The sequence below is a fragment of the Burkholderia sp. Bp8991 genome, assembly GCF_003853795.1.
Taxonomy (GTDB): domain Bacteria; phylum Pseudomonadota; class Gammaproteobacteria; order Burkholderiales; family Burkholderiaceae; genus Burkholderia.
This window is the reverse complement of sequence record NZ_QTQJ01000003.1, coordinates 1-12,815: the sequence shown is the minus strand read 5'-3', so window position 1 is coordinate 12,815 and position 12,815 is coordinate 1. Positions and strand designations below refer to the sequence as shown.

The window sequence follows — 12,815 nt, the reverse complement described above, 5'->3', positions numbered from 1 at the left end:
TGGACCGGGCGGCCGCCCGAACGGCGCGCATCACGGTGTCTTGCGTCGGCTCGTCGTAACGTGCGTACTACGCACCGGCACGCATCAGCGCAACGCCGAGCACTGCCGCCCATTCGGCCGACGATGGCATGCGCTCCGAGGTGTCCGCCGCACCGCTCGCCGCAGCCGGCGGCGCCGGCTCGGCGTGCAGCCGGTCGACGATCTGCCGGATCCCGGCATCGCGCAGCGCGTACAGGTGCACCTCGACCCACAGCGGGAAACATTCCCAGCCGGCGGCGATGTCCGCGGAGCCAGCGGTGCGGGAGCCTCGGTGCTCATGCGTTGCCGGCCGCATTTTCGCCAGTAATTTCGGGCGGTCGCGACGCAGGATCTCGATCAACAGCTCGCGCTTGTGCCCGAAGTTCGCATAGAACGCGCCGCGCGTGTAACCCGCGCGCTCGACGATATGTTCGACAGTCGTGTCGGCGAAGCCCTTCGCGATGAAGCATTCGCGAGCGGCGGCGACGAGCCGCTCGCGAGTGTCGAGCCGGCGTTGCATGCGGGTCAGGCGGGCGGGTTTCATCCTGTGCTGTCCGTGCGGTGGAAATGGCTGAAGCGGAGCAATATCGCGCCGCGGGAAATGTCGCGTCGTCACGGCGCCGATTCAATCGTCGAGCGCGTCCGGCGCGCCGCGATCGACAGCGGGGCGTGCGATCGGGCGCCCGGGTGCGCCCGCGCGGCAATCTGCCGGCGGCGCGGCGTGCGCGGCCGCCGCGCGAATGCCCGCGGCGATCCCGAGCGCGAGCGCATCGAGCGCGCGACGCTGCGCGTCGACGAGTGCTTCGTAGCCCGTCGACGCACCGGACCGAACGATGCTGCGGCACGTCAGTGCCGGCTGTCCGGACCCGGAACTCACACTCCATGTCGCATCGAGCAGCACGTGCGATGCCGGCCAGGATTCGATTCGCTGGACGTCCACCGCGACCCGGTAGACGGGCGCGCCGTCCGGGTGGGCGACGCGATGAACATCGATCGTGCCGAGCCGGGACGCGACGCGCGTCGACAGTCCGCCGCGCATCTCGTCGCCGAGCGGCGCGGCCCAGCGCTCCTGCTCCAGGATGTCGGTCCGATCGGGGCCGCGTTGCACGACGAGCCGGTTGCCGTCCGCAGGCGCCGCGACGTGCACGGCCTGGATGTCGATCAGCCAGGCGGGATGCGCGGCGGTGGCCTCAACACCCGCATCGTCTGTCACCGCGAGGGTATGGAAATGCACCGGCGGCGACGCGCACGCGCTCAGCACCGCGAGTGCGACGCACGTCGCGATGCGCGCCGGCATACGGAGACGACCAAACGAACGCGCTTTCATTGGCGGTCCCCCTTCTTGCCGAACAGCAGCGATTCGGGATGACGTTCCAGATAGTCCGCAAGCGCATTCAACGACTGCAGCGTTTGCGTGAGCGACTGCATCGCCTCATGAACGTCCGACTGCATCGGCGAATTCTGCCCCAACGTCGACTCTGCCGCGCTGAACGTGCGTTGCGCGGCGGCCAGCGTGTCGCGCGCCTGCGGCACGACCTGCTCATCGAGGTGACCGAACAACTGGTTCGCATGCGCGAGCGCGCCGTTCAGATTGTTGCCGATCCGGTCGAACGGCACCTGATCGAGCTTGCGCGCGATGTCGGCGATCTGCACCTGCAGTTCGTCGAGCGTGTTGGGCACGGTCGGCAGTTCCACCGGCGTGCGGCGCGCGTCGACGCTCGCGTGCGGCGCCTTCGGGAACATGTCGAGCGCCACATAGAGCTGACCGGTCAGCAGGCTGCCGGTACGCAACTGCCCGCGCAGCCCCTGGAGCACCAGGTGTTGGAGCAGTTCGTGGCCGCCGGCCGTATCGGGCGCGGGCAGCGCCGTATCGCTGTGTCGGCTCAGTCGCGACGGATACAGCGCCATCGCGACCTTCATGCTGAAGTTGCGCGTGTGTTCGTTGTACTCGATCCCGATGTTCGTGACCTGACCGAGTACGATGCCCCGCAGATCGACTGGCGCGCCGACCGACAGCCCGCGCAGCGACTGGTCGAAGCGCATGACGACCATCAGCGGCGTGCCGTCGGGGTCGCGCATCGCGTCGGCTTCGTCGGGGGCGAGCCGGAACGGCGTGTTGTCGGCTGCCTGCGGCGCGTCCGCTTGTCCAGGCGGCGACTGAAACGCGAGACCGCCGACGATCACGGTCGCCAGCGACTGCGTGTTGAGTTTCAGGCCGCTCGAATCGAGCCGAAGATCCACGCCGCTCGCGTGCCACCAGCGCGTATTGACGCCGACGTACTTGTCGTAGGGCGCCTTCACGAACGCCTGAACGTCGACGCCCGTACCGTCCTTGTCGAGCGAGAATCCCACGACCTGACCGACCTGCACATGCCGGTAGAACACCGGCGAGCCGATGTCGACCGAGCCCAGCGAGTCGCCGTGCAGCAGAAAGCGTCGGCCCTGCTGGTCCGCGGTGACGGCGGGCGGCGTCTCGAGACCGGTGAAATCGGTCTGCTTCTGCGACGAGCGGCCAAGATCCGCGCCGATGAATGCGCCGGAGAGCAGCGTGCCGAGGCCGGAAATGCCGGTGGCACCGACGCGCGGTCGAACGACCCAGAAGCGCGTGTCGCGGTTCGCGAAGCGCGCGGCCTCGTGCGTCAGCTGAATGCCGACGACCACGCGCTTGAAGTCGGGCGTGAGCGTGATGGTCTGGACGGTGCCGATGTCGACGTCCTTGTAGCGGACCTTGGTCTTGCCGGCTTCGAGGCCCTCGGCGTTGGCGAACGTGACCGTGATCGTCGGACCGTTGGCGGTGACGGTCCGGATCACGAGCGACAGCCCGATCAGCGCGCACACGAGCGGCACGATCCAGACGAGAGACGGGATCCAGCGGCTGCGCGGCCGGATCTCGGGTGGCGAAAAATCGAAAGAAGACATCGTTTTGGAATTCGAAATAAAGCGGGCGCTTGCGCCGGTTCAAGGTTTGTGATGGGCGGCGGCGGGGCGGGGCGCGCCGTCCCAGATGAGCCGCGGATCGAACTGCATCGACGCGCACATGGTCAGCACGACCACGGCGCCGAACGCGAGCGCGCCGGGGCCGGGCGTGATGTCGGCGAACGAGCCGAAATGCACGAGCGCGATCGTGAGCGCCACGACGAATACGTCGAGCATCGACCAGCGGCCCACGCGCTCGACCAGCCGATGCAGCCGGGCTCGTTCGAGCGGCCGCCATTGCACGCCGCGATGGACGGCGATCGCCTGGAATGCGAGGGCCGCAAGCTTGAGCATCGGCACGAGCACACTCGCGATGAACACGATGACGGCGAGTGCCCAGTCGCCGGACGTCCAGAAGTACGCGACACCGCCGAGGATCGTGTCGTCCTCGGCCCGGCCGAGCGAGGTCGCGTGCATGACGGGCAACAGGTTCGCCGGGATATAGAGCAACGCAGCGGCAGCGACGAGCGCGCCCGTGCGCGCGATGCTGTGCGGACGGCGCGCGTGCAGCGGCGATCCGCAGCGCGTGCAGCGCTCGCCGCATGTGTGTGCCGGCTGCACGCGCGCGCAGAGGTGACAGGCGATCCATCCCGCGGCGCGGGCCGTCATGCCCGCCGATCCGCTGCTTTCCGCGGCCCGGGGCGCCGCATGTCGCGTCGTGTCGCGGCGGGGCGGTTTCGCACGCTCGGCATCGCCTGGCCGCAGTGCGACGAGTTCGTCGTGCGCTTCCCACAGTCGGGCCGGTTCGATCGTCGACAGCACGCAGAGCATCACGGTAAGCCCGGCGAACGCGAATAGCGCGGGCCCGGCAAGCACGTGTGCGAGGCTCGTCAGTTTGACGATCGTGATGAGCACGCCGAGCATCAGCACCTCGACCATGCTCCACGGCCGCAATCGGTGAATGCCGCGCAGCACTTGCGCGAAGTGGCGCGGTACGCGGCCCGCGCGCAACGGCGCGAGCAGGTACAGCCATGCGGCGAGCTCCAGTATCGGAAACAGCATCGTCGTGCAGAACACGAGCGCGGCCACCAGCGGCTGACCGTTCGACCATAGCGCGCGAACCGCGTCACCGAGCGTCGCATGCGACGCGATGCCGGCCGCATCGAGCGCGACGATCGGAAAGGCCTGCGCGACGCAACACGTCACCAGCGCGGCGACCGTCAATGCGCACAGCCGGTCGAGCGAGCGGCGGCCGTGCGCCGCACCGCTCACGCGCGCGTGGCATCTCGGGCAGTGCGCCGTCAGCGCGCGCAGGCGCGGCGGACGCTGAATCAGCAGGTCGCATTCGTGGCAAGCGACCAGGTTGTCGGATTTCATCGGGAATCAACCATGCGGGTAATGAAGGCCCGGCGCCGCGCGATGCACGGTACGCCGGGCATCGGGCTTCGAGACTGCGGACCGGTGCGGCCCGAAGGCGCGCAGCCGGTCCATCGACGCAAGCAGCGGCTATTGCCGGGCCGCGACCGTCGTGCCGGTGGCGGGCGGCAGTTCGCCCATTGCCTGCAGCAGCGCCGCGGTATCGGTCATCCGGCGGCTCGCGGCACGCACCGCATCGAGTTCCGCGTTCAGATAGAGCTGTTCGCTCGACCGTTGCGCGGACATCGGAACGGCACCCAATGTGCGGCGTTGCGCCGTTTCGTGGAAAGCCTCGCCTGCCGCGCGCGCCGCGAGTTCGTTCGCGGCCAGTCCTTGCGCGTCGTTGTCCAGCGCGGCGAGCGAATCGGCGACGTCGCCGAATGCGGACAGCACCGCCGCCTTGTACTGCAGCACCGCGGCGTCGTACGCATCGCGTGACGCCCGCCGGTGAGCCAGCAGCGCACCGCCGTGGAAGATCGGCTGCGACAGCCCGGCGCCGACGGCCCACAGCCCGCCCGCGCCCGACAACAGCGCTGGCCAGCTGAAGCCGCCGCGCCCCATCGTCGCGGTGAGCGACAGGCTCGGGAACAACTGGGCGGTCGCCTCGCCGACGTCCGCCGATGCCGCCTTCACGGCTGCCGCGGCCGCGCGGATGTCCGGCCGTGCCTTCAGCAGGTCGGACGGCACGACCACGGGCACGTGTTCCGGCAGCGACAGTCCAGTGTAGGAGGGGACCGGCGGCGGCGCGTCGGGCGTGCGGCCCAGCAGGATCGCGAGCGCGTGAACCGCGCTCGCACGCTGCTGGCGCAGCGGCGGCAGCGTCGCGGCGAGCGACGCCGCGCTCTGCGTCGACGCCAGCGCCTGCACGTGGGACACCGCGCCGAGCGCGTAACGCTGCTGGTCTTCGAGCGCGGATGCCTCGGCAACGGCGACCAGGCGCTCCGTCAGCAGGATCTGGCGGTCGAGCGTCGCGGCGCGGATGGCGGTGCCGACGATGTTGGCCGCCAGCGCACGCCTTGCCGCTTCGAGCTCGCAACCGCGCACGTCGACGCGCGCGGCGCTCGCCTCGTTCGCATATCGCGTGGCGCCGAACAGGTCGAAGGTGTAATGCGCCTGCAGTTGCCCGACGAAGACGTTGTAGCGCAGGCTTTGCGCGCCCGCGCCGGAGATGTCGGGCGTGCGCGTGCGGGCCACCTGCGCGTTCGCGTCGATCGACGGCAGCGTCGACGCCCCGATCTGCGCGCGCAGCTCCTCCTGCGCGGCGGCGAGCGTCTTTTCCGCCGCGGCCAGAGTCGGGTTCGCGCGCAGGCCTTCGTCGACCAGCGCGTCGAGCGCGCTGGACCGGTACAGGCGCCACCATTGCGGGACGGGCGCGGCGCCGACGTCGAACTGCTGCGCGACGCCTGCCGCTTCGGCGGTGCGCGGCGCCTGAGGCGTCGCGCCGTAGTGCGCCGGCGACGGCATCGCGGGCGGCGTGCTGCTCGGGGCCATTGCACAGCCGCTCAGGCAGAGCGCCGCGCTCGCGGCGAGCACCGACGTGGTAAGGGGAAATTTCATCAGCATGTCTCCGAGGACGCGACGTCCATTGCGTGCGACTCGCGTTCGTCGCTGCGCACCTTGAAGCAGGTCGCATAGAGGGCCGGCAGGAAGAAGATAGTCAGCACCGTCGCGATCGTGATGCCGCCCATCAGCGCGGTGGCCATCGGGCCGAAGAAGCCGGAACGCAACAGCGGAATCAGCGCGAGCACGGCGGCCGCGGCGGTCAGCATGATCGGCCGGAAGCGGCGCACGGTCGCGCCCACGATCGCGGTGAAGCGTGGCTGCCCGGCCGCGATGTCCTGGTCGATCTGGTCGACCAGGATCACCGAGTTGCGCATGATGATCCCGAACATCGCGATCACGCCGAGCAGCGCGACGAAGCCGAACGGCTTGCCGAACAGCAGCAGCGCCGCGACCACGCCGATCAGGCCGAGCGGGGCCGTCAGCACGACGATGAAGGTGCGCGAGAAGCGCTTGAGCTGGATCATCAGCAGCGTCAGCACCGCGATGATCATGAGCGGCATCTGCGCGTTGATCGACGTCTGGCCCTTCATGCTCTCCTCGGCTGCACCACCGATCTCGATCCGGTAACCGGTCGGCAGCGTGGCGCGCAGCGTCGCCAGGGTGCCGTCGATGGCGCGCGTCACGCCGATGCTTGGCGCTTCGCCACGAACGTCGGCCTGCACCGTGACGGTCGGCTGGCGGTCGCGTTCCCAGATCACGCCGTATTCGAGCGTGTCGCGCACGTGGCCGATCGTGCCGAGCGGCACCGGGCCGTGCGGCGTCGGGATCGCCAGGCCGGCGAGCTGCGACGGGTCGATCCGTTCGCGCTTCGGCGCACGCAGGTCGACGTCGATCAGCTTGTCGCGTTCGCGATACTGCGTGACCGTATAGCCGGACAGCGTCATCGCGAGGAAACTCGACACGTCTTCCGACGTCACGCCGAGCTGGCGTGCCTTCAGTTGATCGATTTCGAACGACACCGATCGCTCCGCCGGCTCGTCCCAGTCGAACTGCACGTTGCGCGTGCGGGCATCGGCGCGCATCTTGTCCGCCACTTTTTCGGCAATGCCGCGAACGGTCGCGATGTCGTCGCCGCTCACGCGGAACTTGATCGGAAAGCCGACGGGCGGCCCGTTCTCGAGGCGTGCGACGCGCGTGCGCACGGTCGGGAAACGGCTTGCCAGCGTCGACTCGAGCCAATGCGACAAGCGGTCGCGCGATTCGACGTCCTTGGCCGTGATCACGAACTGCGCGAAGTTCGGCTGCTGGAGCTGCTGGTCGAGCGGCAGGTAGAAGCGCGGCGCACCGGTGCCGACGAAATCGACGACGTGATCGATTTCAGGCCGACCGTCGAGCACCTTCTCGAGCCGCGTGGCCTCACGCAGTGTCGCGTCGAACGAAGCGCCTTCCGGCAGGCGCAGGTCGATCAGCAGTTCGGGGCGCTCCGAGTTCGGGAAAAATTGCTGTGGCACGCGCGTGAATGCCGCCATCGCGATCGCGAACAGCACGGCCGTTACGCCCAGCACCACCCAGCGGCGCTCGATGCACGCCGAGATCCATCCGGACAGCCGCCGGTAAAAGCCCGTTTCATAAACGTCCTGCCCATGTGCATGAGCGTCGTGATGCTGCTGCTCGGGAAGCATGTGGTAGCCGAGCAGCGGCACCAGCACGACGGCCGCGAACCACGACACGATCAGCGAGATCGCGGACACCTCGAAGATCGACCGCGTGTATTCGCCGGTGCTCGATTTCGCGAGCGCGATCGGCAGGAAGCCGGATACCGTGACGAGCGTGCCGGTCAGCATCGGGAACGCCGTGCTCGTGTAGGCGAAGGCCGCCGCGCGCGCGCGGCTCCAACCCTGCTCGAGCTTCACCGCCATCATTTCGACGGCGATGATCGCATCGTCCACCAGCAGCCCCAGCGCGAGCACCAGCGTGCCGAGCGACACCTTGTCGAGGCCGATGCCGAACACGTGCATGCACAGTGCCGTCACGGCGAGCACGATCGGAATCGTGATGACGACGACCATGCCGGTGCGCAGGCCCAGCGACACGAGGCTGACGACGAGCACGATCGCGACGGCTTCGCCGACCGCTTCGACGAAATCGTCCACCGAGTGCTTGACGGCATGCGGCATGCTCGACACCGCGGCCAGCTTCAGTCCGGCCGGCAAGCCGGCCCGGAGCTCGGCTGCCTTCGCGTCGAGCGCCTTGCCGAGGTCGATCACGTCACCGCCTTTTTGCATCGTGACGCCGATGCCGAGCACCGCGTGACCGTTCGTACGCATCTGCGTGACGGGCGGATCGTCGTAGCCGCGCGTGACCTTCGCGACGTCGCCGAGCCGGAACGTCCGGCCGTTCACCGTGATCAGCATGTCGGCGAGCGCCTGCGTGTCCTTGAACGCACCGCTCGGCCGCACGAACACGCGGTCGTCCGATGTCGTGATCGTGCCGACCGGTGCGACGGCGTTTTGCGCGTCGATGGCCTGCGCGAGCTGCTGCGGCGTGATCGCGAGCCGCGTCAGTTGCGCGTTCGAGATCTCGACGAATACGTGCTGGGCGGGGTCGCCGAAGTAGTCGACTTTCGCGACACCCGGCACGCGCAACAGCACGGTGCGCAGCTTGTCCGCGTAATCGTGCAGTTGCGCGGGCGAGTAGCCGTCGCCTTCGAGCGCATAGATGTTGGTATAGACGTCGCCGAATTCGTCGTTGAAGAACGGGCCGACAGTGCCCTTCGGCAGCGTCGCCCGGATGTCGCCGACCTTCTTGCGCACCTGATACCAGGTTTCCGGCACCTGGTCGACCGGCGCCGAATCCTTCATCGCAAAGAAGATCATCGACTCGCCGGGGCGCGAATAGCTCTTGATGTTGTCGACGTAAGGCGCGGCCTGGAGCTGGCGGCCGATCCGGTCCGTGACCTGTTCCTGCACTTCGCGCGCCGTGGCGCCCGGCCAATAGGTCTGGATCACCATGGTTCGGAACGTGAACGGCGGATCCTCCGATTGCGCGAGGCGCGTATAGCCGATCATGCCGAAGATCGTCGCGAGGCCGATCAGGAAGATCACCAGTTGCTGATGCTTCAGCGCCCATGCCGACAGATTGAAACCGCCGTCGTCGCGCGACGCGGCACCGCTTTGTGCGCCGAGCGCACCGTCCGTCGAGGACCGGTGTTCTGGACCGTTCATGATGCGAAGTCCTCCGCATGCAGCGGCGGCACCACGCGCACGTGCTGGCCGGTACTCACAGTATGGACGCCTTGCATCACGACACGCTCGTTTTCCGCGAGGCCGGACGTGACCGTGACCGTATGCTCGTCGTAGCGTCCGACCGTTACCGGGCGCAGTTCCAGCGTGTCGCTGCCTTTGCGAATGACCCAGACCGCCGGCGCTTCGCCGCGATGGAAGAGTGCGGTGGCCGGCAGCGTGATCGCGTGGTCCGCGGTGGTGTCGGCGGCGCCGTCGAACGAGATGCTGGCGGTCATCCCGGAGCGGACGTCCGGCCCCGGCGCGACCAGCGTCAGCTTCACGCGCCAGGTGCGGCTTTGCGGATCAGCGGCCGCCGCGACTTCGCGCACGCTTGCGTCGAGCACCTTGCCCGGCAGTGCCGTCAGGCTGACGTGCGCGGTGCGGCCGACCGCGAGATCGCGCAGATCGCGCTCGGCGACGTCGCAGACGATGTCAAGGTCGCCGCTCCAGTCCAGATGAAACACCGCCTGGCCGGGCTCGACGTTCTGCCCGGTATCGGCATCCTCCGACGTGATGACGCCGTCGTGATCCGCGACCAGCGTCGCGTAGCGCAGGTGATCGCCCGCGAGCGCCATTTGCGCGAGCGCGGAATCGCGTTGCGCGACCGCCGATGCATACGCGTCCTGCGTTGTCTCGAGCTGCGCGGGCGCGATCAGGTTGGCCTGAGCCTGCGCGCGGTCGCGATCCAGTTGCTGCTTCGCATAGGCGAGGCGATGCTCGGCGGCATCGAGCTGCGCGCGCGCGTTCAGCAACGTGTTGTGCAGATCGGCCGGATCGAGCATCGCGAGGGTCTGGCCGGCCTTGACGGTGTCGCCGATTCGCACGCGCCGCTCGACGATCTTGCCGCCGACCCGGAACGACAGCGGCGTCGAATATCGCGCCTGAACCTGCGCGGGCAGCACGCGCTGCACGGCGCCATTGTCCGCATGAACCGGCAGCGCGACCACCGGTTGCAGTTCGGGCACCGGGGCCTCGTGCGAGTGGCAAGCCGCGAGAAGAATCGCACAGCAGGCGAATGCGATCGGGGCGCGCCGAAGCGGTGGCGCGATGCGTGTCAGAAACGGGCGCGTTGAAGTCCGCGCGTCAAGTCCGGGTGATTTCACGATGTTTCCAAGACAAGTGAGGGTCAAACTAAAAATGATTCGGCGACCACGGCAGGTCACCCCGGTTTATGCAGGCGCGCGCGGGCGTCTCCGCCGACGGTGCGCATGACGATCAATCAGTACTCCGATGTTCGAGGTGCAGATCGTTCCGATTGCCGACATGACACGGCTTGCGCACGACGATCGCCGCCGAGTGTGCCGACGGGGCCGCCTGCGCGTCACCGACGCTCGCTGGCGTGGGTCCGGAACAGTGTCCGGACAGGAACCGGTTCTGCTATTTTCGAGATTAGACTCATAACTGATAATATTGTCAAGTATGAGTGAGTCATCTAGAATTGCGTCATGCAGAAAATTCTTATGGAAAGGGAAGGTGCGCTCGTGGACGACAAACCGGTCCGGCCGCGTCGCCCGAATGCGTCAGTGGCCGAAGCGGAACAGCGTCAACCGCGCGGCGCCCGGCGCAAGGAGGCGACACGTATGCGCTTGCTGCGGGCGGCGTTCGGCCTGATGGCGGAAAAGGGCAGGGACAACGTCGCGATCAGTGAGATCACCGAGGCGGCGGATGTGGGGTTCGGCTCGTTTTACTACCACTTCGAATCGAAGGACGGCATCTTCGCCGCGCTGACCGAGTGGGTGTTCGACGATTTCGCGGACGGGCTCGAGCGTCTTGCGAGCGGTTTGTCGGATCCGGCCGAGGTCGTGTCGGTTTGCGTGCGTCACACGCTGATGCGCGCGCGCCGCGAGCGGCTCTGGGGGCGGTTCCTGATGCGGGAGGGCTTTTCCGCGCGTGCGCTCGACCACGGGCTGGGCCGGCACTTGCGGCGGGACAGCGAGCGCGGAATCGCGGCACGCCGCTTCGTCGTCGGCGATCCGTTCATGAGCGTGCTCGCGATGACGGGGACGATCCTGGCGGCGATCGCGGCGGAGTGCTACGCGGCCGACACGGCTGAGGGCGAAGCGAGGAAGCCGGCGGGAGACGAAGGCCGGCTCCCCGAGCGGGCCGCGGCGATGGTGTTGCAGACGCTAGGCCTGACGCGCGCCGAAGCAAAGGACGTGGCGAACCGACCATTGCCGCCCGGCGACTTCATCGCTGCGGAGAGCTGTTGACGGTTGGTTGCCGTCGACGCGGGGCTGGCCGAAATAGTGAGGCTTTGACACAACGATCCTTGAGGAGTCGCGCTTGCACGACAGCGAATGGTGCGGATGCGTCGGTCCTGAATCACGGTAAACGAATTGTGCATCCAATCGCACGGAAATCCCGCATCGGGAAGCGGCCGCATGCCTTGGCCTCGAGGGGCAATCGACAGGCAACCCGGCGTAGGCCGTCTACGGGTAGGCACAAAGAGAGAAGACGTGCGGAAGTGAGCACGAGAGGCTGCGGCTTCGGACTCCGCCCGCCGCGTCCGACAGCGGCGAGCGCCGATTAGGCGAAACCGCACGAGGCAGTAGCTATGGTGTCCCCCATGGGTTACAATCCATTCATGTTCAAAGTCCTGACCACCCCCCAATTTGATAGCTGGCACGACGGGCTTCGCGATCCCGTCGGCAGCGCGGCAATCAGTCTGCGCATCGAGCGGGCGAAGCTCGGCAACCTTGCCAGTGGCGCGCAGTCGGTGACGGTGTCAACGAAATGAAGATCGACGTCGGGCCGGGATACCGGGCCTACTTCGTGCGGCGCGGAAAAATCATCGTCGTGGTGTTGTGTGGCGGGGACAAGTCGACGCAAAAAAAGGACATCAAGACGGCGAAGCAAATCGCCGGTGAACTGGAGGATTGAAGATGAAAATCAGCGAACTGGCCGAATTCGACGGCTCGAAGTACCTGAAGGACGAGGAAACGATTCGTCACTACCTGGCGCAAGCGTTCGAAGATGGCGATCCGCGCCTGATCCAGGCCGCGCTCGGGAACGTCGCGAAAGCTCGCGGCATGACCGCGCTGGCGCGCGAGTCCGGCGTAAAGCGCGAAGCACTCTATCGTGCGCTGTCGGATGGTGGGAACGCGGAGTTTGCAACGATCATGAAGGTTGTCGGCGCGTTGGGATTGCATCTGACCGTTGCGCCGGCACAGTCGGCGGCCGAAGCGACGCCGGAGCCAGCTCCGACACGAACGCGCGCCCGCCCGCGCGCCCGCACTGCGGCGCATGCGTAGCGTCACCGGGGCCGACCGCGAATGTCGCGCCGGTCCACTGTGGTCTATGCAGCCGGCTGGGCCGGCGGAATGGCGTATGGATCGAAGCTCACGACTTCTTCGTCGAGCCAGTCGTTCAATCACCGCGCGAGGGCGGCGGTGAATGGGCGGTCGTGCTTCGCGCGCGAATCGCGTCGACGACGTTCCTGCCACGCACGTAGTGCACGAGGTTGCGCTGGCTCGAAAAGTAATGCGACGCGTGCACGCCGAGCCAAGCGAGCATTTCGTCGGGCGTCAGTTTTTGCCGAATCGGAGCATCGGTTTGGTCAGCCCTCGTAGTTGACATAACGTGAATTAGCGCAAAATTTGAATGTAGTAGCTTTTTAGAAATGTCGTGTTCTGGCTACTTAGAAATGTCGTGTTTTGACCTCGGTATGCTGGCCGGTTC

At 67.4% G+C, this 12,815-nt stretch carries 9 protein-coding genes and 1 pseudogene; 3 read left to right on the top strand and 7 right to left on the bottom strand.

Features of this window, described 5'->3' with window-relative positions; genetic code table 11:
- Positions 1-67 precede the first annotated feature (67 nt).
- The 7 genes from DIE02_RS03815 to DIE02_RS03785 all read right to left on the bottom strand — a co-directional run bounded on the left by DIE02_RS03815 (position 68) and on the right by DIE02_RS03785 (position 10,240).
- Positions 68-634, bottom strand: a complete 567-nt coding sequence (locus DIE02_RS03815; RefSeq protein WP_260427229.1) for a TetR/AcrR family transcriptional regulator — start codon at positions 632-634, stop codon at positions 68-70.
- Positions 635-643: 9 nt separating this feature from the next.
- Positions 644-1,315 carry a membrane integrity-associated transporter subunit PqiC gene (locus tag DIE02_RS03810; RefSeq protein ID WP_260426168.1) on the bottom strand — a complete coding sequence of 224 codons (672 nt, stop codon included), beginning with the start codon at positions 1,313-1,315 and terminating at the stop codon, positions 644-646.
- Between the two features lie 26 nt (positions 1,316-1,341).
- Entirely contained in the window at positions 1,342-2,937 is a 1,596-nt protein-coding gene (locus DIE02_RS03805) for an intermembrane transport protein PqiB (protein WP_124484808.1), read from the bottom strand.
- Between the two features lie 39 nt (positions 2,938-2,976).
- Complete coding sequence (locus DIE02_RS03800; RefSeq protein ID WP_124484807.1) at positions 2,977-4,311, bottom strand: paraquat-inducible protein A; 1,335 nt, start codon at positions 4,309-4,311, stop codon at positions 2,977-2,979.
- Between the two features lie 129 nt (positions 4,312-4,440).
- Entirely contained in the window at positions 4,441-5,907 is a 1,467-nt protein-coding gene (locus tag DIE02_RS03795; protein WP_185702566.1) for an efflux transporter outer membrane subunit, read from the bottom strand.
- Positions 5,907-9,077 (bottom strand): efflux RND transporter permease subunit, encoded by a 3,171-nt coding sequence (locus DIE02_RS03790; RefSeq protein WP_124484805.1) that lies wholly within the window; start codon positions 9,075-9,077, stop codon positions 5,907-5,909. The genes DIE02_RS03795 and DIE02_RS03790 overlap by 1 nt, the downstream gene beginning before the upstream one ends.
- The gene (locus DIE02_RS03785) at positions 9,074-10,240 is read right to left on the bottom strand and encodes an efflux RND transporter periplasmic adaptor subunit (protein WP_124484804.1); all 1,167 of its coding nucleotides are present in this window, start codon (positions 10,238-10,240) and stop codon (positions 9,074-9,076) included. Before DIE02_RS03785 ends, DIE02_RS03790 begins: the two co-directional genes overlap by 4 nt.
- A 342-nt stretch (positions 10,241-10,582) precedes the next feature.
- Here DIE02_RS03785 and DIE02_RS03780 point away from each other — a divergent pair, with 342 nt between their 5' ends.
- The 3 genes and pseudogenes from DIE02_RS03780 (at position 10,583) to DIE02_RS03770 (ending at position 12,388) form a co-directional block, all read left to right on the top strand.
- Positions 10,583-11,347 carry a TetR/AcrR family transcriptional regulator gene (locus DIE02_RS03780; protein WP_409362214.1) on the top strand — a complete coding sequence of 255 codons (765 nt, stop codon included), beginning with the start codon at positions 10,583-10,585 and terminating at the stop codon, positions 11,345-11,347.
- 374 nt (positions 11,348-11,721) lie between these two features.
- Positions 11,722-12,017, top strand: a pseudogene (locus DIE02_RS03775) (type II toxin-antitoxin system RelE/ParE family toxin).
- A gap of 2 nt (positions 12,018-12,019) precedes the next feature.
- Positions 12,020-12,388, top strand: coding sequence for an addiction module antidote protein (locus tag DIE02_RS03770; RefSeq protein ID WP_124484803.1), 369 nt, complete (start codon positions 12,020-12,022; stop codon positions 12,386-12,388).
- Positions 12,389-12,815 lie beyond the last annotated feature (427 nt).

Bases quoted from the DNA above. Each gene is read 5' to 3' on its own strand.
- DIE02_RS03780 (WP_409362214.1), top strand. From the start codon at position 10,583: ATGCAGAAAATTCTTATGGAAAGGGAAGGTGCGCTCGTGGACGACAAA.
- DIE02_RS03790 (WP_124484805.1), bottom strand. From the start codon at position 9,077: ATGAACGGTCCAGAACACCGGTCCTCGACGGACGGTGCGCTCGGCGCA.
- DIE02_RS03805 (WP_124484808.1), bottom strand. From the start codon at position 2,937: ATGTCTTCTTTCGATTTTTCGCCACCCGAGATCCGGCCGCGCAGCCGC.
- DIE02_RS03795 (WP_185702566.1), bottom strand. From the start codon at position 5,907: ATGAAATTTCCCCTTACCACGTCGGTGCTCGCCGCGAGCGCGGCGCTC.
- DIE02_RS03770 (WP_124484803.1), top strand. From the start codon at position 12,020: ATGAAAATCAGCGAACTGGCCGAATTCGACGGCTCGAAGTACCTGAAG.
- DIE02_RS03800 (WP_124484807.1), bottom strand. From the start codon at position 4,311: ATGAAATCCGACAACCTGGTCGCTTGCCACGAATGCGACCTGCTGATT.
- DIE02_RS03810 (WP_260426168.1), bottom strand. From the start codon at position 1,315: ATGCCGGCGCGCATCGCGACGTGCGTCGCACTCGCGGTGCTGAGCGCG.